Source organism: Microbacterium sp. CIAB417 (assembly GCF_022788845.1).
This window is the reverse complement of sequence record NZ_JAHZUT010000001.1, coordinates 974040-996757: the sequence shown is the minus strand read 5'-3', so window position 1 is coordinate 996757 and position 22718 is coordinate 974040. Positions and strand designations below refer to the sequence as shown.

The following is a 22718-nucleotide window of genomic DNA, read 5'->3' as shown; positions in this document are numbered from 1 at the left end:
GGCATCATGACGGCGATCGTGCAGCGGGGGCTCTACTACGAGGAGTTCGACCTGGGGGCGACATACCTGCATCGACCGGGGCGCACGGCGACCGAGGCCGACAACGTGCTCTTCACGACGCTCACGATGAACACGCAGGCGCTGCATCTGGATGCTGCGTTCGCCGCATCCCAGGAGTTCGGCCGCCCGCTGATCAACTCGATGTGGACGCTGTCGACCATGGTGGGCTCCTCGGTCGCTCAGCTCACCCAGGGGACGCTGGTGGCGCAGCTCGCCCTCGGGGACGTCGCGTTCCCGCATCCGCTCTTCGCGGGCGACACGCTGTACACCGAGAGCGTGGTCACGGACAAGCGCCTGTCGTCCTCGCGCCCCGGCCAGGGCATCTGCACGATCGCGCACACCGGACGCAACCAGGACGGCGTGATCGTCGCGACGGCGAGCCGAACGGTGCTCGTGCGCTGCCGCCCGGAGGACGAGCGATGACCTTCGATCTCGGTCCCGCTCTGCTGTTCTGTCCGGCGGATCGCCCGGAGCGGTTCGGCAAGGCGCTGGAGCGGGCGGATGCCGTGATCCTCGATCTCGAGGACGCCGTCGCGCCGGCGGACAAGGCGAAGGCTCGCGGCAACCTGATCGACGCGCACCTGGACCCCGGCCGCGTGATCGTGCGGGTGAACGCCGCGGACTCGGCCGAGTTCGCGAGCGACCTGGCGACGCTGTCGCAGACAGACTTCCGGACCGTGATGCTGGCGAAGGCCGAGGACCCCGCGGCGCTGGACGCGTTCGACGAGCGCTTCTCGCTCATCGCGCTGTGCGAGACGGCACGCGGCGTCGCCGCGGCCGACCGGCTGGCCGAGCACGAGCGGGTCGTCGGGCTGATGTGGGGGGCGGAGGATCTCATCGCGTCGCTGGGCGGGACGAGCAGCCGCCGCGCTGACGGCGGGTATCGCGATGTCGCGCGGTACGCGCGCTCGCGCGTTCTTCTCGAGGCCGGTGCACGCGGCAAGGCCGCGATCGACGCGGTGCACATCGCCATCGACGATCTCGACGGGCTCGCTTCGGAGGCATCGGATGCCGCGGCCAGCGGGTTCTCAGCCACCGCGTGCATCCACCCGGGTCAGGTGGCGGTGATCCGCGACGCGTATCGGCCGGATGCCGCGACGGTGGATTGGGCGCAGCGCGTGCTGGCTGCGGCGGACCGCGAGGGCGGGGTGTTCCGCTTCGAGGGGCGGATGGTCGACGAACCGGTGCTCCGGCATGCTCGCAGCGTTCGGCGTCGCGCGGCGGACACCGGTCGCTGACGGATCCTTCAGACCTCGACGGTCTCGAGCAGCCGCAGCACTCCGGGGGAGGCCTCGAAGCGGTGCACCGACCCGTTGGCCAGGGGCACGCCCATCAACGGCATGGTCCCGCCGGAGGCGTGGTCCAGCAGAGCGCGGATCACGCCGCCGTGCGCCACCACGATGACGGATTCGGCCACCGGCGCCGAGCGGCGACGCGCATCCCGCGCGATGACGTCCAGGGCACCGAGCGCGCGGTCGCGCACCTGATCGAAGGTCTCGGCCCCCGGGACGTCGGCGTGCCAGTCGCCGTACTGCTCGATGTAGTCGGTGACGAGCATGCCCTCGCCGTCGCCGAACTCGCGTTCGCGCAGGTCGTGCACCAGGCCGGGCTCGTCGAGCCCGAGCTCCCGGGCGATGATCTGCGCGGTCTCCCGCGCGCGCACGAGCGGGCTGGCGTAGATCGCATGGTGCGTCCCGCCGGCGAGCGCGGCGGCGGCCTCGAGCGCGTGTCCGCGTCCCGTCGCGTTCAGCGGGATGTCGGTCGAGCCCTGGATGCGCCGTTCCAGGTTCCAGTCTGTCTGGCCGTGTCGGACGAGGGTGATGAGGGTCACGGGGTTCTGCTCCGTTCGCGCGCGTCTGTGCTCTTCAGCAGTTCCTGGAGGGCGGGGATGATCTCGCCCGTGCCGCCGGTGAGGGTCATATCGGCCCAGGCGTCGGCTCTGGTCGGTTCCCGGTTGATGATGACGAGCGGGATGCCGCGGCGCCGGGCGCGCTCGACCAGGCGCACACCCGAGTTCACCACCAGCGACGAACCGGCGACGATCATCGCCGAGCTCGCGCGCAGAAGCGATTCGGCCGCGCGGAAGCGGTCTGCCGGAACGAACTCGCCGAAGAAGACGACGTCCGGCTTGAGCATCCCGCCGCAGACCGTGCATTCCGGCACGACGAAGCCGTCGGCGGTGTCCGGGGTGACGTCGCCGTCCGGGTTGAGGGGGATGCTGTCGGGGACGGTGATCCACGGGTTGCGTTCGTCGATCTGCGTCGCGATGTCGCGCCGGTCGAAGACCTGGCCGCACTCCAGGCACAGCACGCGGCGCATGGTGCCGTGCACCTCGATGACGTGCGAGCTCCCGGCGCGCAGGTGCAGTCCGTCGACGTTCTGCGTGATGATGCCGCTGACCAGCCCGTCGCGCTCCATCTCGGCGAGGGCGACGTGCGCCGCGTTGGGTGCGGCTTCGGCGAAGGCGCGCCAGCCGAGATGCCCGCCGATCCAGTAGCGCCGGCGCGCCGCCTCGTCGGCGAGATAGCGCTGTGCGGTCATGGGATCCGCGCGCACGCGGGCGCCCTCGCCGCGATAGGCGGGGATGCCCGAATCGGTCGAGATGCCGGCCCCGGTGAGCAGGGCGATCCGCTTTCCCTGCAGCAGTTCCGCGGTGCGCGCGACGCCGTCGGCCAGATCGGCAGTCATCGTCACGCTCACGGAACCTCCCCGAGCGAGTCTACGGCGTGCTCGGGGGTGGGGCTCACGCGGCCGCCACGAGGATGACGCCGGCGGCGAGCACGACGTCGAGCGCGGCGCAGAACTCGGCCATCGACGACGCGACCACGCGCCGGGTGCGCAGATGATGCACATCCCACCCGGCGTGCAGGACGAGACCGATGCCGACGAGGACGGCTCCCCAGGGCGACGGCAGCGCGGGGATGATGAGCGCGAGGAGGAGGACCGCGAGCATCGCGGCGGCCTGCAACGGAATTCCCCAGCGGGGTCGCACGCGTCCGCGGACGAGCCCGAACGCGAAGAGAGCGCCGACGAGGACGACCATGGCCCACATCGGCGAGAACCCGCGGACGACGAGTCCCGCGCCGATCAGGAGGAACGTCAGGCCGAACAGCGGCCACGCGGCCGTGCGATGACCGAGCGCCGCCGAACCGAGATAGACGAAGGCTGCCGCAGTGAGGATCTCGGTCGCGGTCGTGGTGTCGGCGATCCCGACGGACAGCAGCGCGATCATCCCCGCGGCGAAAACGACGCCGACGACGGCCGGCCAGACGCGCAGCATCCGGTCGCGGGGTCCCGCGGCATCCGTCCCGTCGCTCATCACCCGCCATACGGTAAGGGCCCCTGCAGCGCAGGACAAGGGGATCTTCCGGCGGTGGCAGAGTGGACGGGTGGACCTCCAGCGCGTGACCGATGCCTCCGATCCCCGGCTCGACGACTATCGGGACCTCACCGACACCGCGCTGCGCCGCGTGCAGGAGCCCGCGGGCGGACTGTACATCGCGGAGTCCGCCAAGGTGATCGAGCGGGCCTGCGCCGCCGGCCATGTGCCGCGCTCGGTGCTGACGCAGCAGCGCTGGGTCGCCGGGATCGAGGCGATCCTCGGCGGTGCCGACGTTCCCGTGTACCTGGTCCCCGACGAGGTCGCCGAGAGCGCCACCGGATACGCGGTGCATCGCGGGGCGCTCGCGTCCATGCACCGGCCCGCGCTGCCGTCCGTCGCGGAGGTGGTCGAGAATGCCTCACTCGTGCTGGTCCTGGAGGATCTGCTGGACCACACCAACGTGTGGTGTTCCAAAACACCGAAGGCCAAGAATCGATCTCGCATCGCGATCTTGGAAGGGGTGACCGATCATACGAACGTCGGGGCTCTGTTCAGATCTGCCGCCGCGCTGGGCGTTGATGCCGTTCTGGTGACGCCCGACTGCGCCGACCCGCTCTATCGCCGCTCCGTCCGGGTATCGATGGGCACCGTGTTCCAGGTGCCATGGACGCGCATCCCGGAATGGCCCGCGGGCATGGACGTCCTCAAAGACGCCGGCTACGTCGTCGCCGGGATGACGCTGGGGGAGGGTGCGATCACGCTCGACGAGCTCGTCGCTGAGGACCATGAGAAGCTCGCTCTTGTCTTCGGCTCCGAGGGCTTCGGTATCACGGCTCGCACCGACGCGCTGCTCGATCGCCGAGTGACGATCCCGATGATGAGTGGCGTGGATTCACTCAATGTCGCAGCGGCTTCGGCTGTCACGTTCTATGCGACGAAGTGAGATCTGTTCGGGGACTACGCCCTGGGCGTGGCAAACTGCGCTTAGTTACAAGGGGCTGCTGACGCGTAGTCCGCACGATTCGCGTCATGGGTGGCTGCCAGGCCCTTCGTTGGGAGAGAGCAAGTGAAGATACGGGTCGTCGAGAGGTTTGCTTCGCACACGGGAGGTCGCGAGGACCTGGTGGTGTTGCGTCGTGACGGGTGGGACGATTTCGGGTTCAAAACTCTCTTCCACGCCGAGTTCACTCCTGCGCGTGGAGAGACCATCGACCTCGGATTGGTGAAAATCCTGAAGGCTGGACAGACGGGAGGTCGAACTCAGTTCGACAAGCCTGTCTTCCGCTCGCTCGACGAGAGCTACTGCTCGCTAGGGCAGGACATCGAGTATTACGAGAAGCTGGCACAGCTTCCTCCTAGGGTCAGAGATGCCTTTCTTGTGGCTATGCGAGATGCTGCAGTAGACAGCACCATCGCCCGTGAGTTCGAGCACGAGGAGGGGTGGACGACCTCACTTACAAGGTTCGGACAGGCTGAGCACACGCTCGCCATGGCAAGCGCCCTCTTCGAGCCCGCAACAAACGCGGGTGGAGTTGCGACGCTTTCCCACCAGAGCCGCGAGCTCGGGCTCAACCTTGAGTTCCGCTTCGACGACACCCGTGCGCTTCCGGGGAGGTGCAAGGTCCTGATCGGCTACAACGGCGTCGGCAAGACCAGATTGCTCGCAGAGATGGCGCGCGATGTCAGCCGGGTGGGACTGGCCGCTGCAGATCCGAAATCTGGAGCCAGCCGATCGTTCAGTTCCGTGGTGGCTGTCTCCTACAGCGCCTTCGATCACTTTGAACTGCCGCCGATCCTTAACGCGAGCGAGGATGACCTCAAGCTAGAGGAGGCTTCGTCAACGACGCGCTTCGGATACACCTATTGCGGCCTTCGCCAGGTGCAGGCAGATCCCCAAACCACGCGTCTCAAGTCGATTCGAGAGCTCGACGATGAGCTGGTTACCGCATTCGCCAAAGCATGCACGAGAGATTCGGCACTGCTTACCCAGGTTATGGAGACGATCGAGTCCGATCCTTCCTTTGGTCGATCTGGAATTAGCTTGTCGACGTGGGTGGCGTCCGCGGGGATCCCTGCCGAGTATCCTTCCCGCCTGAGTTCGGGACAGAAAATCGTGATGAACATCCTTGTCCAACTCGCGGCGCATTTGCGGAAGCGCTCGCTCGTGCTGCTCGATGAACCCGAGACGCATCTTCATCCGCCACTGCTCGCGGCGCTCCTTCGCGGCGTCCATCAGTTGCTCGACGCCTTCGATTCGTTCGCAGTTGTCGCCACCCACAGCCCCGTCGTGCTTCAAGAGGTGGCCGCCAAGGACGTGCTGGTGGTCGAGCGATTCGGCGATATTGTGCAAGCCTCGCCCACGAAGCTCGAGACGTTCGCAGCAGGCTTGGGAGAGCTCACGACCGAAGCCTTCGGACTGGACAACTCGATCTCGGGCCACAGGGGCGTCATTCGCGACTTGATCTCCCGCATGGAGGTTGAAGAATTCGAGCGACTCTTCGTCGATGGGGCAAGCAGCCAGGCCCGAGCCCTCGCCTTGAGAATGAGTCGAGAGTCCGACTAGGAATGCGCACAATAGACCTGCCTTCGACGGACGAACCTGAGCTCTACGATCAACTGTCGCAACGTCGCAACTCTACGGGAAGGGCACTGCTCGAGGCGGCACGACGAGAGGTGATGGAGGCGTACGACAACTACGTCGACGGCGAGGTGTGGAAACTTGATTCGTCGTTCGGGGACAAGCCGGTCGCGGAGGTGCTTCGGTCCAATTACGGGGTCCTGCGGTCTGGCGCGCTCAAGGAGATAGGGTCGGAACTCCTCGCGCGCAGCAGTCTCTGCTGTCTTTGCGCCCTCCGGGATTCGAGTGAACTCGATCACTACTTGCCGAAGGAGGACTTCCCCGAGTTTGCGGCCCTCAGCTTAAACCTCGTCCCTGCTTGCTCAGTGTGCAACAACAAGAAACGACAGGACTTTCGCAACGAGAGGGGGGAGCAGGCGTTCATTCATGCCTATCTCGATGACCTCCCGGACTCGCTTCCCTTCCTCCGCGCGTCACTCAGTGATGCGCCAACAGTGACCCCGTCGTTTCACGTAGTCCAACCCGCAGGAATGTCGGCATCGCTGTTCACCGTCATTGCGCAACAGTTCGAGCTCTTCGAACTGGACACCGCCTACTCTGGGGCGTCAGTTGAGCTCCTTCTTGAGCGCCGCGAAGCTCTTGAAGAGTACTTCGGCGATGGTGGGGCGGCCGACGTGATGAAGTACTTGGACCGAGACGCAAGAAGCGCGGCGCGGCGTGTCGGAGTGAACCACTGGCGACCCACGATCCTCGCCGCGGCCGCAGCGTCGCCCGACTTCTGCTCCGGCGGATTCAGATACCTCTAGACGCGCTTGATGGTGACCCGCGCCGACGAATGCGACACGCCGGAGCTGGCTAAAGCATAGATGCGCGATCGGTGTGTCAGAATAAAGTCGATCCGGTGGGTGACCGTGCGCTCCGGGGTTTGACTTTTCTGGAGGTCGTGATGGTCCCGAATTCTCCCTTCGAAGCGCTTGGCTCTCATGCTGCGGATGCGCGTGATCTCGTCGTCGAGGTCGTGCAGTCGCGTCATGCGCTGGCGGCTGATGCGCACCAGGCGGCGGCGACGCGTTACACGATCGGCTTCGGCGGGCAGTGGCGGGATCTCCAGGAGGACACGGTCGACGCGTTCAAGGAGCGCGGCTACCTGCCGTACAAGCTCAAGCCTGCCGGATACCGGCTGCCGATCGTCAACGGGTGCCTGCTGTTCGTCTGGCGGGTGCCGGCGACGCCGGATGCGGTGGGCGGGTTCGCGTCGAGCAAGACGCGCATGAACGGGTTCTTCGCGCAGGAGCCGGTGGGGCTGTTCGGCAGAAGCTTCGTCGAGGGCGGCGACGAAGTCCGGAACGCGAGCGAGCAGGCGGAGTTCGAGCGTGCCGTGCGCGCGGCGGGCGAGGTCATGCCCGTGGTGCTCGTCATGGTCCACTCCACCCCGCGTCAGCTCACCTCGATCGAGTGGGCCGTCGCCGAGTACGTCAACGGCACGGTACGCCCGCTCGGTCTGGAGACCATCTGGGAGCACCCGGCCGAGGGCGGCGACGCGACGGCCGAGGTCGAGTCGTTCGACAGTGGCACCCCGGTCGTGCCTTCGCTCGAGCCGCAGAAGCAGGAACGGTCGTCGGATGCGTGACAAACACCCTGGGCTGTTCGATCTCCCAGGTTCCTCGGATGGCCAGGGGAGGTTCGAGCCTGCGCGGCTGACCCAGGCTCGCGTGCGCCAGAGCTTGAGTAAGACGGAACTCGCGGCCGCGGTCGGGGTCTCCGCTGCCGCGATCGGCCAATACGAGGCAGGGGTGAACTCTCCTCGCGCAGATGTGGTCGAGCGGATGGCGACGACGTTGAAGGTGCGTCCCGGATTCTTCAGCGTGGGCAGGCCGCTCGCGCGCATCGACACCGTGCACGCGCACTTCCGCAGCCTGCGCTCGGCGCGGGTCGGCGACCGCCAGCGAGCGCTGGCGACCGCGACGCTGGTGTGGGAGCTGACGTTCGCGCTCGAGCGGTACGTCAAGCTCCCCGAGGCGGATCTTCCGAAGCTGCCTCAGGGGACGAGCCCGGGCGAAGCGGCGGCGGCGCTGCGCCGGCACTGGGGTCTCCCGGACGGGCCGGTGCGACATCTGGTCGCCACGGCGGAGTCGCGGGGGATCGTGGTCGTCGTGCGTCCGCTGGGGGAGATCGATGCGGTGGACGCGTTCTCGTCGGTGATCGTTGCCCGACCGATCGTGGTCACCACGCCTCGCCGCAGCGAGAACGTCTTCCGGCACCGGTTCTCGATCGCCCACGAGATCGGCCACCTCCTGCTGCACGCCGAGTCGGGGGAGCAGAGCACCGCCATCGAACGGGAAGCCGACGAATTCGCGGCGGCATTCCTCACACCGGCGGCATCGATGGACGCTGCCCTGCCGCAGCGTCTCGACCTCGCGGTCCTCGATCGACTCGGACGGACATGGGGCGTGTCGCCGCACTCGCTCATCCGGCGAATGGTGGAACGCGGCCGGACCACCGACTCCTCGGCACGACGCGCCTATCAGCGCCTCGCCATGGTTGATGATCCGTCCGCGGACCCGACGAGTGCTTACCCAGGGGAGATGCCGACGCTGCTGCGCAAGGCGGCGGAGCTCGCCGCTGAGCAGGGGGCGACGGTGCCGGCGCTTGCTGAGATCCTGCGGCTGGCTCCGGCACAGGTCCGCGACCTGCTCAGCGAGCCCGATCAGCGCCCGGTGCTGCGCCTCGTTGGCGATGAGGGCTGACGTGCGGGTGAGTAGTTGTTCGGCTGGTCATCTTTTCGTGCGCTATCCGCGGCGAGTCTCGCAACCTCAGTGAGTAGACGTTGCTTATGCGCGTCAACTCGCGTTCGATCCACTGGATATTCGGAGAGAAACTCGGGCAGGTTCAACGGCATTTCAGGCTCCATGCAGATCCGGGTGGCATACCTCGACAAAGAGCGTCGGGCGACAACAGACTTCGCTAGGTCGGCAAGGCCTGAGCAAGATCCTCCTCGAAACTTCCTCGTGCGCGCCGCCCCAAGCATGGCACCACACGCAGGAGGACGCGAATGTCCGCAGCCCGTCGCTGAAGGCACTCGAATTGTTCCACGCGAACTCAAGTGACGACATCTGCAGTGACATCCCAGTCGAGGTCGGCGACGCCGTGGCAAGAACCTACTTCGCGATCCTCCCACGTGAGAAGGCCAAGCGGCGCGCCGGCATCAGCGCCGCGGAACTACCCGGGCGCGTCAAGGATGTTGCTTACGCGCTGAACCCGCCCGCTGGTTCCACGAGCCCGAATCCCTGAGGCGTCCTCGATGGGATCGGTGATGCGAGCTCAACAGATCGAGACGGCGAGCACGCCGATGCCGAGGAGCATCAGCGCGATATAGAACGGGGCGATCGACCATGACGTCCAGATCGCCCGCTCAGGCAGGTACTTTTCGACGAACGTCTTCCATCTCGACTTCGCCGGCGTATCTGCGAGCATTGGATCGTCGGCGTCGACAGGATCGAGGGTATAGAGCGGCACCTTCCGGCTGGATCGCGCGACTGTGTTGTAGAGCCGGCGAAACTGCTTTTCGCTCCTCAGGTAGTTCGCGTCAAGGTAGGCGAACAGGACGATGGCGACCAAACCGAGAGCCGCTAGCGGCCACGACTCCTGCGTGAGAGCGAACCCGAACGTCGCGGTCACGATGGGCAGCAACCAAGCCTTCGCCGAGGAGGACGCGGCGGACTGCCTCGTAACCACGGACTGGATGTAGTCGAGGTGCTTGCGCCGGTCTTCCGGAGCGATCGGGGGATCGGCGGAGACGGCCCGCAACCGGACGGCACCGCGGACCTCGAGCATCGCGCGCTCCTTCTCTGGCTCTGAATAGTCCGTCTCCTCCGGCCAGATCGGTCCCATGGCGTCTCCCGTCCGACGTGGGACGACGTGGACGTGGAGGTGTCGGACGCTCTGGGTCGCCGCCTCGCCGTTGGACTGGATGACGTTGAGTCCTTCGGGACGGACCGCGTCGCGTATGGCATCGGCCAGCAGGAGGGTCGCCCGGGCGAGCTGTGCCGCCTCGTCGGCATTCAGAGCCCAGATGTCCGGCACGTGCCGACGCGGGACGACAAGCACGTGCCCGAGCGCGGCGGGCTCGGTGGGGAAGAACGCCACAACGTGCTCGTCCCGATAGACCTCGCGGACCTCGGGGTCGTCGCGGTCGACGATCTCGCAGAACTCGCATTCCTCGCTCACCACATGCGGACCTTCGCCTGTGCGACCCAGTGCTCCAGATTATCCGCGAGGTTGGCGTAGGTTGCCTTGGTGTCGATATTGCCGCGCCAGTCGGTCCTCGTCGGATCGAAAATCGGGATGCCACTCACCCCCGCCGCCTTGTCGAACGGGTTCGGCCCCTGTCGATCCGCACCGTTGCCGAAGTCCGCGAGGCCGTGGATGCGGATGCCTACGAGCGGCTTCTTGTCCTTCCATGCTTTCTCGATCTCGTAGATCACCCAGGGCCTGCTCGCCGTCTCCTGACCGATCAGCACGACGACGGCGCGCTTGTACTTCATCTGCTCGTCAATCCAGTCGACGATCGCCTGCTGGCCGCGCCTGCGCACGGCCTCCCAGTCCTGCGCGTTGAGGAGGGGCTGACCCTCCAGTGCCTTGATATTGCGGACGAGCTGCACGCGGTTCACGTCCCGCTCGTAGTGGAAGGAGTAGAACACTGTCTTGGTCGCCACACTTGGCTCCTTGCTGTCAGGTGGGGCGAGCGGGTCTCGACCCTACTCCGAGAGTAAGCGTGACCGCCGACATTCCTAGCGGGACTAACCGGGCTTGCCTGTGCAACTCATCGCGAACAGGCTCTACTGCGATGTCTTCGTTGAACCGTTCTTACTGAAGCAGTCCGGGGGCGAGCGCCATCGCTGTTTCGCGCCAAGCCATCGACTCTGTGACCAAGGAAGCTGAGTCAGTCGCGGCCGGAATTGCTTGCGCAGGCCTATCGGTTTGTCGATGAAGCGCGAATAGTCACCACAAGTTCCGGCAAACAGGTGCAGCAAGAGCTTTCCAGTGGTCGCCGGTGATCGCGACGAGCAGTAAGACCGCCCTAGCCTCGATCTCCTCAATGCTCATATTCCGGGTCCAGGGGCAATTACGGCGTGAACGGTCCCGACAGAAACGCCCACGCTCCCCGCGATCGAGCGAAGTGAGGTTCCTTCGTGTCGTTGGGACAGGATCGCCAGCCGAATCTGCTCGTCCACCACACGCGGACGGCCGATCACGGAACCGCGCCGTCGAGCGGCTTCCATCCCCCTCTTGATCTCGTCGCTTCGCATCTTCGCCTCCATCCGTGTGATCTCTCGCACATTGGCGTTGAACTCCGACTCAACCCGGTAACTGCCTGCGTCACTTCCCTCCAGCACTTGGACTGGCGTACCCTGCCGAAGCAGGTCGAGCAGGACGCGCCACCCATCGACGACGTTCTGCGCGAGGTGCCTGACACGCACGATCACGAGCACGTCGTCCATCTCGAGCGCGCCGACAGCAGCTTGAAGCGCAGGGCGCGAGCGGATCAGCAACCGCCTGCTCGCCTCTTCCTCGAAGACCTGCGCGCAGACGGAGTGCAGCGTGGTCCGCTGATGCTCGACCTCATCCGCGACCTGCGTCACTCGAACCAGGCCGACGAACCTCACCATCGAGAACAACTTGAAGAGGTCGCCGACGGCATACCCTTATTGAACACGTCTTCTCCGGCATCCCGATCACAGTCATTCGAAACGGGCCGCTGACCTGGGGAACGACCGACGAACGGTGGTCCTGCCAGCGCTTCGACCCCGAGTCGATTCACCAATATTCGAATTAGAACGAATTACGACCCTTCTCAATGTGGGGGCCGCCTTCCGGGCGGCTGCCGGTCTCGGCGCGGACGCCGTGCTGGTCACGGCACGATGCGCGGATCCGCTCTACCGCCGCAGCGTGCGCGTGAGCATGGGAACCGTGTTCCAGGTGCCGTGGACGCGCGTCGACGACTGGGAGAACGCGGCCGGCGACCTGCACGCGGCCGGATTCGAGATCGCGGCGCTCGCACTCGACGACCAGGCCGTGGATCTCCGCTCCTACGCGGCGGAACGTCCGGACAAGGTCGCCCTCCTGCTGGGCACCGAGGGCGATGGGCTTTCCCGTGCCGCGCTCGACAGCGCGGATGCCGTGGTGACGATCCCGATGGCCGGAGGCGTCGACTCTCTCAACGTCGCATCCGCCGCTGCCGTGGCGCTCTGGGGGCTCTCGCGCTGACCGCTGTGGCCCTATTCTGCCTCGGGGAAGCGGATCGGGACGGCATCGGGGCGCTTGGCCGCGACGTGATCGCCGGAGGACTGATGCCGGAGTCGACGCAGCACCCAGGGAACGAGATGCTCGCGTGCCCAGCCGAGGTCCTCCGAGCGCGCCTCGCGCCACGTGCGGGCCGGAAGCGGGTCGGGCTGCATGGCCTGGAGGTCGTTCGGGACGTTCAGGGCGCGCAGCACCATGCGGGCCACCTCGTGGTGCCCGAGAGCGTTGTAGTGCAGCCGGTCGTCGTCGAAGAAGCGCGGATCCTGCACGGTCTTCAGCGCCCACTGGTCGGCGACGATGCAGTCGTGCCGGTCCGCGATGGCACGGACGTTCTCGTTGTAGATCGCGACCTTGCCGCGGAACGGCCGGAAGACCGGCGTGAACCCGGTGTCGATGCCGGTGAAGAGCACCACAGCGGCTCCGGTGGAGGAAAGGCGTGCCACGGCATCCTCGAGCTGAGCGGCGATCGCATCGGGGTCGGTGCCGGGCCGGATGACGTCGTTGCCGCCGGCGCAGATCGACACGAGGTCCGGATGCAGCGCGACGGCCGGTTCGATCTGGTCGGCCACGATCTGGGCGATGAGCTTCCCGCGCACGGCGAGATTGGCGTAGGCGAAGTCCTCCACCTGGCGCCCCAGCACCTCGGCGACGCGGTCCGCCCACCCGCGATGTCCGCCGGGAGCTGCGGGATCGGGGTCGCCGATGCCCTCGGTGAACGAGTCGCCGACGGCCACGAAGCGGTGCCACGGGTGCGGGCCCTCGTTGGGGACGTACGGGGTCCGGGATGATTCCTGATCGGTCATCGCGCTCTCCTTCGCAGGTGCGAAGCCAGGGATCGCGGCCTCGCAGGGATCGAGCCTACCGGCCGCGGCGACGTCGCGGGGGCGACGGGCATCCGGTGTCCGCAGGACCGATTATCGTGGATGCGATGCTCTCTCCGTCCTTCCCTCAGCGCGCTCCCTGGGGCACCGCGAACAAGCTCAGGGCATGGCAGCAGGAGGCGCTGGAACAGTACTTCCGGGGCGACAAGCGGGACTTCCTCGTCGCCGCGACACCCGGCGCGGGAAAGACCACGTTCGCGCTGACGCTCGCCGTGGAACTGCTGCGCATGGGCGAGGTCAACCGGGTGATCGTGGTCGCGCCGACCGAGCACCTCAAGACGCAGTGGGCGGATGCCGCGGCGCGCGTGCACATCCGGCTGGACCCGCGCTTCAAGAACAGTCACTGGGCTCCGGCGTCGCACTACCACGGCGTCGTGGTGACGTATGCGCAGGTGGCGGCGAAGTCCTCCGTGCACCGGCACCTGACCGAGGACGCCAAGACCCTCGTGATCCTCGATGAGGTCCACCACGGCGGCGACGCCCTCAGTTGGGGGGATGCGATCCGGGACGCGTACGGGCCGGCGAAGCGCCGCCTGCTGCTGTCCGGCACCCCGTTCCGCAGCGACACGGCGCCGATCCCGTTCGTCGAGTACCTGCCGGACGAGTCCGGAGCGCGGGTGTCGAGCACGGACTACGCCTACGGCTACGGCAGGGCGCTGTCGGACGGCGTCGTCCGCCCCGTCCTGTTCCACATGTACTCCGGGAAGATGCGCTGGCGCACGAGCGCGGGCGACGAGCTGGAGGCGCATCTCGGGCAGGACAACACCAAGGACGTCAACTCCCAGGCGTGGCGCACGGCGCTGGATCCGGAGGGGGAGTGGATGCCCGCGGTCCTTTCGGCCGCGGATCGGCGCCTCACCGAGATCCGCCATCACGTGCCGGATGCCGGGGGGCTGGTGCTCGCGACGGACCAGACCGTGGCACGGGCCTACGCCAAGATCCTGCACAGCATCACGCGGCAGCAGCCGACCATCGTGCTCTCCGACGACGCGACCGCCTCGGAGCGGATCGAGAAGTTCAGTGCGAGCGATGCGCGATGGATGGTCGCCGTCCGCATGGTGTCGGAGGGCGTCGACGTCCCCCGCCTCGCGGTCGGCGTGTACGCGACGTCGTCCTCCACGCCGTTGTTCTTCGCTCAGGCGATCGGCCGCTTCGTGCGCGCCCGGCGCCGGGGCGAAGCGGCCAGCGTTTTCCTGCCGAACGTGCCGGTGCTCATGGGGCTCGCGAACGAGCTGGAGAAGCAGCGTGACCACGCGCTGGACCGGCAGTCGAAGGACGAGGACGGTCTGGACGATTCGCTGCTGGAGAGCGCGAACCGCGAGGACGACGCCTCGGACGCACTGACCCAGGAGTTCAGCTATCAGGCGATCTCGTCGCTCGCGCACTTCGACCGCGTGGTCTTCGAGGGGAAGGACTTCGGGCAGCTCGCCGAACCGGGTACGCCCGAAGAAGAGGAGTTCATCGGCCTGCCAGGTCTGCTCGAACCCGAGCATGTGCACGAGCTTCTCATGCAGCGCAGCGCCAAGCAGTCGCGCCTGCGCGAGGCGCGTGAGGCCGCGGAGGGCCCGGAAGCCGTAACGACTCTTCCCGCGCCGCTGCACCGGACTTTGCGCGAACAGCGACAGCTGCTCAACAGTCTCGTGGGACTGTACGCGCGTCAGGCCGGAGAGCCGCACGGTGCCGTGCACGCCGAGCTCCGCCGGATCTGCGGGGGTCCCGCCGTCGCGCAGGCGACCGTGACGCAGCTGCAGTCGCGCATCGACGTGCTGCGCAAGCGCGTCAGGTCGCACTGATACCGCGGCTCGTCCGTGAGGGTTGTGCATAGAACATAGGTACGATGCCGTGGGCGTGTCGCGACGAGGGTCAGTGAGGTCGCGCGCGCCGCGGTCGGGCAAATACCTTCGCCCAATGCGGCGCGAACGAGGCATGTGTCGCGTGCCGTGCGCATGAATCCGAGCGCACTGACGTTTGGAGCTGAGTTCACTGAAGCTCTTGACTGATTCGAAGATAGCAACGATACTTGGACTATGGCAGCGAAGAGGCGCGGACCGAGCGAGGACTCTCTCGCATATCGTCGCGCGCTTCTGGACGAGTGGGTGGATGCCGAGCGCGAAGTGTCCCGCCTGCACGCCCGGCAGGCCGTGCTGCTCGCAGAACGTCTCGAGTCGGCGATGACCGATCCCGACGCGGATCTGGATGCCGGCGAGGTGTCCCTGCGATCGCTTGCCGCGGAGTATGCGGCCGCGGCGCACATCCCGCCGTCGACGGCATCGATCCGGTTGACCGACGCCTGGGTGCTCGTGAGGCGCTTCCCGGCCGTGCTCGCGGCGATGGCCGAAGGCGTCATCAGCCGGCGGCATGCGGACGCCATCGTGAACGAGGCTCCGCAGTTGGCGCAGGATGCCGAGGGCGAACGGCTGCGTGCCGCTTATGAGGCGGAAGTCCTCGCGTTCGCCCGGCACGACACAGCGGCCGGGACGCGCGCCTGCGCGCGGGCCGTGGCGGCGCATCTGTGCCCGCAGTCGACAGCCGAGGCGCACCGGCGGGCGCGCAAGGAGCGTTCGGTCACCGTACGCCCCGATGGTGATGGGATGGCCGTGCTGACCGCGATCCTGCCGGAGATCCTCGCGTTCGCGATCAAGGATCGGTTGACCGGGCAGGCGCGGAGCGTGCGCGCCGCGCGCCGCCGGGTGAACGGGGTGCGCCCGGTTCCGGAGTACGAGCCGATGCTCCCCGAGGAGCCGCTCGATCTCGATGCGGAACTGCGCCGGATCCTGGACGACGTTCCTGGCTGGGAGCGTTCAGAGCGCGACGAAGCGGAAGGCGCTGAGGGGGACAGTTCGTCTGACGCCGATGGCGACGGCGCGGTCGTTGCTGATGAAGGCGGTTCAGGCGCGACGGCGGCCCGGGACATCGAAGACCCGTCGGCGGCGTCCGTGACTACGGTCGTGATCTCCGAGCGCGACTTCCCGATCTGGAGCCCCGTGCACGATGACGTGGTCAACGAGCCCGCGGGCGGACCACCGGGCCTGGACGGCGACCTCTCCACAGGGTCAGAGCATTCGTTCGACGGGCAGTCGCATCCGCGCGACGATCAGACTCATCCACCCGGCGATCCGTGGATGTCCGACACTGTCCGTCCCCCGTGGCTCGACGAGGTGTTCGATGAGCTGGTCGCCTCGTTCGAAGAGGAGCTCTTCACGAGCGCGCCTCCGATCGACCCCGCGCCCAAAGGCGCCGATCCGGGCGGTTGCCGAGCCGGCACCTTGCTCGATGACGATCTCGTCGGTGTGCTCGAGACGGACACGCGCACGATGGATCAGCTGCGGGCCGACATCCTCGCGGATCTGCTGCTGGCGTCGGATCCGAGCACGCTCACGCAGACCGGCATCGGATCGGTCCAGGCCACGGTTCAGGTGTCCATCGCGGCCGAGACGCTCATCGGCGTCGACGACCGGTTCGCGGAGCACGACGCGCACGGCCCCGTCCTCCCCGACACGGTGCGGCTGCTCGCCGGGCATTCTCCGTCCTGGACGCGGCTGTTCGTCGATCCGCAGGGACTCGTGACCGAGACCGACGGATACACCCCGACCGCAGCGATGAAGCGCTTCCTGCGGGCCCGTGACCAGCACTGCCGCTTCCCGGGCTGCCGCGCACCGGCGGCGCACTGTCAGATCGATCACAACCACGATCACGCCAAAGGCGGCCGCACGCAGGTGAGCAATCTGAGTCTGTTCTGCACGGGGCATCATCCGATCAAGCATCCCGACCTCGCCGATGAGGATCGCTGGACCGTGCGTCAGCTGGCCGAGGGGCTGCTCGAGTGGAACAGCCCGCTCGGACGGACGTACACGGATCACCCCACCCGTCGCGTGCTCTTCACCTGACGGTCCGCCGGAAGGGCCGGCCCGCTGTCGGGTCCCGTCCCCAGAGGAATCCCTCCGCCGGACCCTGAGCACTCGCACCCGTTCGGCTCCCCGAAATGCTGTCAATCCCTCGTTTTCCGCGGTCTCCGACCCGACGCGTGGCTAGCGTGGAAGCATCCCACCGCACCTTCAGGAGGTCCCTTGAGCGCGCCCGCCCCCGCGGAACCGACACCCGCAGACCGACGCCGCTGGGCTCGATATCTCGTCGAGGAACGGGCCGAAGGCCTCGTCTATCAGAAGCTCGCCGCCCGCAGGACGGGGGAGGAGCGGGAGATCCTCTTGAGCCTGGCCGACGCCGAGCGCCGCCATGAACAGCACTGGCTCGACCTCCTCGGCGAAGAACCTGCGAAGCTGCCCCGTGCCGGTGTCCGCTCCCGCCTGCTCGGCTGGATGGCCGGGCGGTTCGGCTCGATCTTCGTGCTCGCCCTGGCGCAGAGCGCGGAGGCGCGATCCCCGTACGACAGCGAGCAGTACGCGACTCCGGCGATGCGCGCCGACGAGAAGATCCACTACGAGGTCGTCCGCGGACTCGCGGCCCGCGGACGACGCCGCCTGTCGGGATCGTTCCGTGCCGCGGTGTTCGGCGCCAACGACGGACTGGTCAGCAACCTCGCGCTCGTGCTGGGCATCGGCGCGACGGGGGTCAGTTCGGCCTTCGTGCTGTTCAGCGGAATCGCGGGGCTGCTGGCTGGTGCCTTGTCCATGGGGGCCGGAGAGTTCGTCTCCGTCCGCTCGCAGCGCGAGTTGCTCGCCTCCACCGAGGCCAACGACGATGCGCACGACTCCGCGGCCGATCTCGACATCGACGAGAACGAACTCGCGCTGGTCTACCGGGCGCGAGGGATGGATGAGACAGAGGCGCTCGCGCGCGCCCGACGCATCGTGACCGCCGCCCAGGCCGGAGTGCGCGCGGCGGCCACTGGTCCGATCCGCACCGCAGGCGACGACCACGAGATCGTCGGCAGCGACTGGACGGCCGCGCTGTCGAGCTTCCTGCTCTTCGCATCCGGGGCCATCGTGCCCGTCCTGCCCTGGATCTTCGGTCTGGAGGGGACAGCGGCGATCGTGCTCGCCCTCGTGCTCGTCGGCGTCGCACTCCTGTCCACCGGTGCCATGGTCGGCATCCTCTCCGGCGGGCCGCCGCTGCGTCGAGCCCTGCGTCAGCTGGCCATCGGATTCGGTGCCGCCGCGATCACCTACGCCCTCGGTCTCGTCTTCGGGGTCGGCGCGGTCTGAGCTGCCCCGCCACCTCCGCGTAGCCTGGAGCGGTGACCATGCTGAACAAGGACATGACGCTCTGCATCTCGCTGTCCGGTCGCCCGAGCAACAACGGCACGCGCTTCCACAACCACCTCTACGAGGCGCTCGGCCTCAATTGGATCTACAAGGCCTTCGCGCCTACGGACCTCGAGCAGGCCATCGTCGGCGTGCGCGGGCTCGGCATCCGCGGCTGCGCGATCTCGATGCCCTACAAGGAAGCCGTCATCGCTCTGGTCGATCACATGGCGCCATCCGCATCAGCCATCGAATCGGTGAACACGATCGTGAACGACGACGGCGTGCTCACCGCGTACAACACCGACTATTCGGCCATCGCCCAGTTGATCGCACGCAACGGGCTGGATCCGGCGTCCTCCGTGCTGCTGCGCGGATCGGGAGGCATGGCGAAGGCGACGGCGGCCGCCTTCCGGGACGCCGGCTTCCATGATGTGACGATCGTGGCGCGCAACGAGACGGCGGGACGTGGACTGGCCGATCTGTATGGCTTCGCCTGGGCTCCGGAGCCCGGGGACCTCACGGCGGACATCCTGGTGAACGTGACGCCGATCGGAATGGCCGGGGGACCGGACGCGGAAGCGAGAGCCTTCTCCGATGACGCGGTGGCCTCGGCATCCGTGGTCTTCGACGTCGTCGCGCTTCCCGCGGAGACGCCGCTGATCGCGTACGCTCGCGCCCTCGGCAAGGCGGTGATCACGGGAGCGGAGGTCGCGACGCTGCAGGCTCTGGAGCAGTTCGTGCTCTACACCGGCATCCGGCCGTCAGCCGAGCAGGTGCAGTCCGCCGAACGGTTCATGCGCGCCGGTCACTGATCGCGATCGGCGGTTTCCTCGTCGTCGTCCTCGGCTGTCCCCTCGGCAGCCTCGGGCTCCGGAGGCGTCCCGTCCATGCGCTCAGCCGGCCCACCCGAGGCGTTGTCCGCCTCTTCGGCCTCACCGGGCACACCGCGCGTGTTCTGCGGATCACTCATGCGATCGTCCTTCCGTTCGTCCCGTCAGACTAGGCAGACCCTCGGATCCCTCCCACCCCCTTGACGAGGGAACGACGAAGGCCCCGGATCCGAAGATCCGGGGCCATTCCGTGCGCGAGGGGGGACTTGAACCCCCACGCCCTATGCGGGCACTAGCACCTCAAGCTAGCGCGTCTACCTATTCCGCCACCCGCGCAGGTGATGAAAAGTCGTTGCCGACCGAAGAATGAGATTAGCACGTTCTGGGTGCCGCTTCGAACCAGGGCGCATGCCGGGCGCGCCGTGAGGGTTCGATAGCCTGGAGGGCATGTCCGATCCGCAGCTTCCCGAGGTCGTCCGCGTCGCGCAGGACCTGATCCGCTTCGACACCTCGAACTTCGGCGGCGGAGAGGCTCGAGGCGAGCGCGAGGCGGCCGAGTACGTCGGCGCCTATCTCGAGCGGCTCGGACTCGAACCGCGCTTCTACGAGCCGATCCCTCGACGCACGAACGTGATGGCCCGCGTGGAGGGACGGGATCGGACCAAGCCCGCACTCGTGGTGCACGGTCACCTCGACGTGGTGCCGGCCATGGCCGACGACTGGAGCGTCGACCCCTTCGCCGGCGTCGTGCAGGACGGGATGCTGTGGGGCCGTGGGGCCGTGGACATGAAGAACATGGACGCGATGATCCTGACGTCGGTCGCCGACATGCTGCGTGCGGGGGAGCAGCCCGAGCGCGACCTGATCCTGGCGTTCTTCGCGGACGAGGAGAACGGCGGCGTCGAAGGCTCGGCCCTGGTGGTCAAGGACCGCCCGGAGTGGTTCGACGGCGCCACCGAGGCCATCAGCGAAGTCGGCGGTTACTCGATCAGCGTCGGCGACCGGCGCGCGTATCTGCTCCAGGTGGGGGAGAAGGCTCTCCTCTGGATCCGACTCGTCGCCAGGGGCCGGGCCGGCCACGGCAGCCGACTGCACGACGACAACGCCATCACCCGCCTCGCCGAGGCCGTCGCGAAGATCGGACGCACCCGCTGGCCGATCCGCCTCACCCCCACGACCGAGGCGCTGCTGCAGGGACTCAGCACGATCAGCGGAATCCCCGTGGACGACCCGGATGCGCTGGCCGCGGCATCCGGACCGGCCGAGGCCTTCCTGCGCTCCACGTTCCGCACCACCACCAACCCGACCGTCCTCACCGCCGGGTACAAGCACAACGTGATCCCGGAGCGCGCCGAGGCGCTCATCGACGTACGGGTCCTTCCGGGCACCGAGGACGACGTGCTCGCCGAGCTGCAGGAGATCGTCGGGGATGACATCGTCATCGAGACGGTGGTGCGCGACATCGGCATGGAGACCGCGTTCGACGGGGACCTGGTCGAGGCGATGGTCGCCTCGCTCGGCAGGCACGACCCCGGCGTCCCGGTCATCCCGTATCTGCTCGGTGCGGGAACGGACAACAAGGCGCTGTCCACGATCGGAATCACCGGCTACGGATTCGCGCCGCTGAAACTCCCTGCCGACCTGGACTTCACAGGAATGTTCCACGGAGTGGACGAACGCGTCCCCGTAGAATCTCTTGTCTTCGGTCAGCGGGTTCTGACCGACCTGCTGCGCTCCTACTGAGCGCCGCGCCGACTGAGCCTGTCCGATCAAGGAAGTCCCCCCATGCACCTGCTCGAAGCGCTGTTCCTCGGCATCATCCAGGGACTGACCGAGTTCCTCCCGATCTCCTCCAGCGCGCACCTGCGCATCGTGGGCACCTTCACGGGATCCGGGGAGGATCCGGGTGCCGCGTTCACCGCGATCACCCAGATCGGGACGGAAGCCGCCGTCGTGGTCTTCTTCTGGCGCGACATCGTGCGCATCATCGGGCACTGGTTCCGGTCGCTGACCGGCAAGCTGCCGCGCAACGACCCGGACGCGCGCATGGGCTGGCTGATCATCATCGGCAGCATTCCGATCGTGGTCCTCGGGCTGCTGTTCCAGGATCAGATCGAGACGGTCCTGCGCTCGATGTGGGTGGTCGCGATCATGCTGATCCTCTTCGGCATCCTGCTCGGCGTCGCCGACTACGTCGGCGCCAAGCGCCGCAAGCTCGACGACCTCACCTATCCGCACGGCGTCCTGTTCGGGCTCGCACAGGCGCTCGCGCTGGTGCCAGGCGTCTCGCGCTCCGGAGGCACCATCACGATGGGGCTGTTCCTCGGGTACGAGCGGGCTGCCGCGGCGCGCTACGCGTTCCTGCTCGCCATCCCCGCCGTCTTCGGAAGCGGGTTCTTCCAGCTCTTCAAGAGCTGGGACGAGCCGGACCAGTACTTCTCCCTGGGCGAGACGCTCGCGGCCACCGGGATCGCCTTCGTCGTGGCCCTCGGAGTGATCGCGTTCTTCATGAACTGGATCTCCAAGCGCAGCTTCCTGCCCTTCGTGATCTACCGCATCCTTCTGGGGACCACGCTGCTCGTCCTCCTCGGCACGGGCGTCATCGCGGCCTGACCGGCACGCGTCAGCGCTTGTGGTCGCCGGGGCCCTCGCCGCGGCGGCGCAGGTACCGCTCGAAGGCCTGGGCGATCGCGTCCCCGGAAGCCTCGGGCGAATCCCAGGTGTCCCGCGTGCGCTCGAGCTGGCGGATGTACTCGGTCATGTCCTCGTCGTCGGCGGCGGCCGCGTCGATCGACGCCTCCCATGCTGCCGCCTCGGTCCGCAGATGCGTGCGCGGCACGTCCACGCCGGTGAGCTCCTCGAGACGGTCCAGTAGCGCGAGCGTCGCCTTCGGTGAGGGCGCGGCGGATGCGACGTAGTGCGGCACGCTCGCCCAGAGGCCGGCAGTGGGGATGCCGGCGCGCTCGGCGAAGTGCTCCAGGACGCTGAGGATCCCCACGGGGCCCTCGTAGAGCGAGCGCTCCAGCCCGTGGGCCTCCCGGACCTGCTCATTCGGGCTGGACGCGAAGATCGAGATCGGCCGCGTGTGCGGGACGTCCGACAGCATCGCCCCGAGCGTCAGGAAGCCCGTGACATCGTCACGCAGCGCGACGTCGATGAACTCCGTCGCGAACGCCTGCCAGGTGCGGGCCGGTTCCGAACCGGTGAGCAGCCAGAACTCCGGACCGAGCTGCGCGGCCGGGACAGGGCGCCAGAGTGCCGCGCCGGGCCACTGCAGTTCGCGATGCCCCTGGGCGTCCATGCGGGTGGAGGGGCGCGTGTACTGATAGTCGAAATACAGCTCGGGGTCGACCGCGTGGACGAGTTCGTAGTCGCCGGACTGGCGGATCGCCTCGATGGCGCCGCTGGCGGCCTCGCCCGCGTCGTTCCATCCGTCGAACGCGGCGACGATGATGCGGGGACCCAGTGCATCCATCCCGGCCTCCCTCCTCGTCCGAATCGTCCGGTGTCCTTCCCAGGCTAGTCCTCGAAGAGCGGGCG

23 protein-coding genes, 1 tRNA gene and 1 pseudogene are annotated in these 22718 nt (G+C 67.5%); 14 read left to right on the top strand and 11 right to left on the bottom strand.

The window, feature by feature from the left end; translation table 11 throughout:
- The first annotated feature begins 6 nt into the window (after nucleotides 1-6).
- Nucleotides 7-483: a MaoC family dehydratase gene (locus tag KYX17_RS04935; protein WP_243225758.1), complete on the top strand. Its 477-nt coding sequence runs from the start codon at nucleotides 7-9 to the stop codon at nucleotides 481-483.
- Nucleotides 480-1298, top strand: a complete 819-nt coding sequence (locus KYX17_RS04930; RefSeq protein ID WP_243225757.1) for a CoA ester lyase — start codon at nucleotides 480-482, stop codon at nucleotides 1296-1298. Before KYX17_RS04935 ends, KYX17_RS04930 begins: the two co-directional genes overlap by 4 nt.
- Before the next feature lie 8 nt (nucleotides 1299-1306).
- Here KYX17_RS04930 and KYX17_RS04925 read toward each other — a convergent pair whose 3' ends face one another.
- From KYX17_RS04925 to KYX17_RS04915, 3 genes are read right to left on the bottom strand one after another with little or no spacing between them, the layout of a single operon-like run.
- The gene (locus KYX17_RS04925; RefSeq protein WP_243225756.1) at nucleotides 1307-1891 is read right to left on the bottom strand and encodes a histidine phosphatase family protein; all 585 of its coding nucleotides are present in this window, start codon (nucleotides 1889-1891) and stop codon (nucleotides 1307-1309) included.
- Entirely contained in the window at nucleotides 1888-2748 is an 861-nt protein-coding gene (locus tag KYX17_RS04920) for a Sir2 family NAD-dependent protein deacetylase (protein ID WP_243226182.1), read from the bottom strand. Before KYX17_RS04920 ends, KYX17_RS04925 begins: the two co-directional genes overlap by 4 nt.
- A 55-nt stretch (nucleotides 2749-2803) precedes the next feature.
- On the bottom strand, nucleotides 2804-3379 hold the full coding sequence (locus tag KYX17_RS04915; RefSeq protein ID WP_243225755.1) for a hypothetical protein: 576 nt from the start codon (nucleotides 3377-3379) through the stop codon (nucleotides 2804-2806).
- Between the two features lie 70 nt (nucleotides 3380-3449).
- On the opposite strand from KYX17_RS04915, the gene KYX17_RS04910 reads away from it, so the two are divergent.
- The 3 genes from KYX17_RS04910 to KYX17_RS04900 all read left to right on the top strand — a co-directional run bounded on the left by KYX17_RS04910 (nucleotide 3450) and on the right by KYX17_RS04900 (nucleotide 6766).
- Nucleotides 3450-4325, top strand: coding sequence for an RNA methyltransferase (locus KYX17_RS04910; RefSeq protein ID WP_243225754.1), 876 nt, complete (start codon nucleotides 3450-3452; stop codon nucleotides 4323-4325).
- Between the two features lie 90 nt (nucleotides 4326-4415).
- Nucleotides 4416-5945: an AAA family ATPase gene (locus tag KYX17_RS32210; protein WP_243225752.1), complete on the top strand. Its 1530-nt coding sequence runs from the start codon at nucleotides 4416-4418 to the stop codon at nucleotides 5943-5945.
- Between the two features lie 113 nt (nucleotides 5946-6058).
- Nucleotides 6059-6766: an HNH endonuclease gene (locus KYX17_RS04900; RefSeq protein ID WP_243225751.1), complete on the top strand. Its 708-nt coding sequence runs from the start codon at nucleotides 6059-6061 to the stop codon at nucleotides 6764-6766.
- Here the strand turns inward: KYX17_RS04900 and KYX17_RS04895 are convergent.
- Nucleotides 6763-6993: a hypothetical protein gene (locus KYX17_RS04895; protein WP_243225750.1), complete on the bottom strand. Its 231-nt coding sequence runs from the start codon at nucleotides 6991-6993 to the stop codon at nucleotides 6763-6765. The two genes, KYX17_RS04900 and KYX17_RS04895, sit on opposite strands and share 4 nt — an antisense overlap.
- Between KYX17_RS04895 and KYX17_RS04890 the strand changes: the two genes are divergently transcribed.
- Nucleotides 6979-7590, top strand: a complete 612-nt coding sequence (locus KYX17_RS04890; protein WP_243225749.1) for a hypothetical protein — start codon at nucleotides 6979-6981, stop codon at nucleotides 7588-7590. The two genes, KYX17_RS04895 and KYX17_RS04890, sit on opposite strands and share 15 nt — an antisense overlap.
- Nucleotides 7583-8707 (top strand): ImmA/IrrE family metallo-endopeptidase, encoded by a 1125-nt coding sequence (locus KYX17_RS04885; protein WP_243225748.1) that lies wholly within the window; start codon nucleotides 7583-7585, stop codon nucleotides 8705-8707. Before KYX17_RS04890 ends, KYX17_RS04885 begins: the two co-directional genes overlap by 8 nt.
- A gap of 574 nt (nucleotides 8708-9281) precedes the next feature.
- Here the strand turns inward: KYX17_RS04885 and KYX17_RS04880 are convergent.
- The 3 genes from KYX17_RS04880 to KYX17_RS04870 all read right to left on the bottom strand — a co-directional run bounded on the left by KYX17_RS04880 (nucleotide 9282) and on the right by KYX17_RS04870 (nucleotide 11629).
- Nucleotides 9282-10190 carry an HIT family protein gene (locus KYX17_RS04880; protein ID WP_243225747.1) on the bottom strand — a complete coding sequence of 303 codons (909 nt, stop codon included), beginning with the start codon at nucleotides 10188-10190 and terminating at the stop codon, nucleotides 9282-9284.
- Nucleotides 10184-10675 carry a TIR domain-containing protein gene (locus tag KYX17_RS04875; RefSeq protein ID WP_243225746.1) on the bottom strand — a complete coding sequence of 164 codons (492 nt, stop codon included), beginning with the start codon at nucleotides 10673-10675 and terminating at the stop codon, nucleotides 10184-10186. The genes KYX17_RS04880 and KYX17_RS04875 overlap by 7 nt, the downstream gene beginning before the upstream one ends.
- A gap of 387 nt (nucleotides 10676-11062) precedes the next feature.
- Nucleotides 11063-11629 (bottom strand): recombinase family protein, encoded by a 567-nt coding sequence (locus tag KYX17_RS04870; protein ID WP_243225745.1) that lies wholly within the window; start codon nucleotides 11627-11629, stop codon nucleotides 11063-11065.
- A gap of 154 nt (nucleotides 11630-11783) precedes the next feature.
- Between KYX17_RS04870 and KYX17_RS04865 the strand changes: the two are divergent.
- Nucleotides 11784-12227 (top strand): annotated as a pseudogene (locus KYX17_RS04865) (TrmH family RNA methyltransferase); the annotation flags it as partial.
- A gap of 11 nt (nucleotides 12228-12238) precedes the next feature.
- Here KYX17_RS04865 and KYX17_RS04860 read toward each other — a convergent pair.
- Entirely contained in the window at nucleotides 12239-13066 is an 828-nt protein-coding gene (locus KYX17_RS04860) for an SGNH/GDSL hydrolase family protein (protein WP_243225744.1), read from the bottom strand.
- A 125-nt stretch (nucleotides 13067-13191) separates the two neighbouring features.
- Here KYX17_RS04860 and KYX17_RS04855 point away from each other — a divergent pair, with 125 nt between their 5' ends.
- From KYX17_RS04855 to KYX17_RS04840, 4 genes are all read left to right on the top strand, one after another.
- Nucleotides 13192-14937, top strand: a complete 1746-nt coding sequence (locus KYX17_RS04855; protein ID WP_243225743.1) for a DEAD/DEAH box helicase — start codon at nucleotides 13192-13194, stop codon at nucleotides 14935-14937.
- Between the two features lie 234 nt (nucleotides 14938-15171).
- Nucleotides 15172-17031, top strand: a complete 1860-nt coding sequence (locus KYX17_RS04850) for an HNH endonuclease signature motif containing protein (RefSeq protein ID WP_243225741.1) — start codon at nucleotides 15172-15174, stop codon at nucleotides 17029-17031.
- 180 nt (nucleotides 17032-17211) lie between these two features.
- Complete coding sequence (locus tag KYX17_RS04845) at nucleotides 17212-18306, top strand: VIT1/CCC1 family protein (RefSeq protein WP_243225740.1); 1095 nt, start codon at nucleotides 17212-17214, stop codon at nucleotides 18304-18306.
- Nucleotides 18307-18338: 32 nt separating this feature from the next.
- Nucleotides 18339-19160 carry a shikimate 5-dehydrogenase gene (locus KYX17_RS04840; RefSeq protein ID WP_308220837.1) on the top strand — a complete coding sequence of 274 codons (822 nt, stop codon included), beginning with the start codon at nucleotides 18339-18341 and terminating at the stop codon, nucleotides 19158-19160.
- On the opposite strand, the gene KYX17_RS04835 is transcribed toward KYX17_RS04840, so the two are convergent.
- Together KYX17_RS04835 and KYX17_RS04830 are read right to left on the bottom strand one after the other, a co-directional pair.
- Nucleotides 19154-19318, bottom strand: a complete 165-nt coding sequence (locus KYX17_RS04835) for a hypothetical protein (RefSeq protein WP_243225739.1) — start codon at nucleotides 19316-19318, stop codon at nucleotides 19154-19156. The genes KYX17_RS04840 and KYX17_RS04835 overlap by 7 nt on opposite strands.
- A gap of 111 nt (nucleotides 19319-19429) precedes the next feature.
- Nucleotides 19430-19514: transfer RNA gene (locus tag KYX17_RS04830), tRNA-Leu, on the bottom strand.
- A gap of 111 nt (nucleotides 19515-19625) precedes the next feature.
- On the opposite strand from KYX17_RS04830, the gene KYX17_RS04825 reads away from it, so the two are divergent.
- A complete protein-coding gene (locus KYX17_RS04825; protein WP_243225738.1) occupies nucleotides 19626-20921 on the top strand; it encodes a M20/M25/M40 family metallo-hydrolase in 1296 nt (431 codons plus the stop codon).
- A gap of 42 nt (nucleotides 20922-20963) precedes the next feature.
- The gene (locus tag KYX17_RS04820) at nucleotides 20964-21791 is read left to right on the top strand and encodes an undecaprenyl-diphosphate phosphatase (RefSeq protein ID WP_243225737.1); all 828 of its coding nucleotides are present in this window, start codon (nucleotides 20964-20966) and stop codon (nucleotides 21789-21791) included.
- Between the two features lie 10 nt (nucleotides 21792-21801).
- Here KYX17_RS04820 and KYX17_RS04815 read toward each other — a convergent pair whose 3' ends face one another.
- The gene (locus KYX17_RS04815; RefSeq protein ID WP_243225736.1) at nucleotides 21802-22653 is read right to left on the bottom strand and encodes a PAC2 family protein; all 852 of its coding nucleotides are present in this window, start codon (nucleotides 22651-22653) and stop codon (nucleotides 21802-21804) included.
- Nucleotides 22654-22718: the final 65 nt, after the last annotated feature.

What these genes read in the sequence shown, in the direction of transcription:
- KYX17_RS04935 (WP_243225758.1), top strand. Translation starts at nt 7, where the DNA reads ATGACGGCGATCGTGCAGCGGGGGCTCTACTACGAGGAGTTCGACCTG.
- KYX17_RS04930 (WP_243225757.1), top strand. Translation starts at nt 480, where the DNA reads ATGACCTTCGATCTCGGTCCCGCTCTGCTGTTCTGTCCGGCGGATCGC.
- KYX17_RS04920 (WP_243226182.1), bottom strand. Translation starts at nt 2,748, where the DNA reads ATGACTGCCGATCTGGCCGACGGCGTCGCGCGCACCGCGGAACTGCTG.
- KYX17_RS04915 (WP_243225755.1), bottom strand. Translation starts at nt 3,379, where the DNA reads ATGAGCGACGGGACGGATGCCGCGGGACCCCGCGACCGGATGCTGCGC.
- KYX17_RS04900 (WP_243225751.1), top strand. Translation starts at nt 6,059, where the DNA reads ATGGAGGCGTACGACAACTACGTCGACGGCGAGGTGTGGAAACTTGAT.
- KYX17_RS04895 (WP_243225750.1), bottom strand. Translation starts at nt 6,993, where the DNA reads ATGACGCGACTGCACGACCTCGACGACGAGATCACGCGCATCCGCAGC.
- KYX17_RS04885 (WP_243225748.1), top strand. Translation starts at nt 7,583, where the DNA reads ATGCGTGACAAACACCCTGGGCTGTTCGATCTCCCAGGTTCCTCGGAT.
- KYX17_RS04870 (WP_243225745.1), bottom strand. Translation starts at nt 11,629, where the DNA reads ATGGTGAGGTTCGTCGGCCTGGTTCGAGTGACGCAGGTCGCGGATGAG.
- KYX17_RS04860 (WP_243225744.1), bottom strand. Translation starts at nt 13,066, where the DNA reads ATGACCGATCAGGAATCATCCCGGACCCCGTACGTCCCCAACGAGGGC.
- KYX17_RS04855 (WP_243225743.1), top strand. Translation starts at nt 13,192, where the DNA reads ATGCTCTCTCCGTCCTTCCCTCAGCGCGCTCCCTGGGGCACCGCGAAC.
- KYX17_RS04850 (WP_243225741.1), top strand. Translation starts at nt 15,172, where the DNA reads ATGGCAGCGAAGAGGCGCGGACCGAGCGAGGACTCTCTCGCATATCGT.
- KYX17_RS04835 (WP_243225739.1), bottom strand. Translation starts at nt 19,318, where the DNA reads ATGAGTGATCCGCAGAACACGCGCGGTGTGCCCGGTGAGGCCGAAGAG.
- KYX17_RS04825 (WP_243225738.1), top strand. Translation starts at nt 19,626, where the DNA reads ATGTCCGATCCGCAGCTTCCCGAGGTCGTCCGCGTCGCGCAGGACCTG.
- KYX17_RS04820 (WP_243225737.1), top strand. Translation starts at nt 20,964, where the DNA reads ATGCACCTGCTCGAAGCGCTGTTCCTCGGCATCATCCAGGGACTGACC.
- KYX17_RS04815 (WP_243225736.1), bottom strand. Translation starts at nt 22,653, where the DNA reads ATGGATGCACTGGGTCCCCGCATCATCGTCGCCGCGTTCGACGGATGG.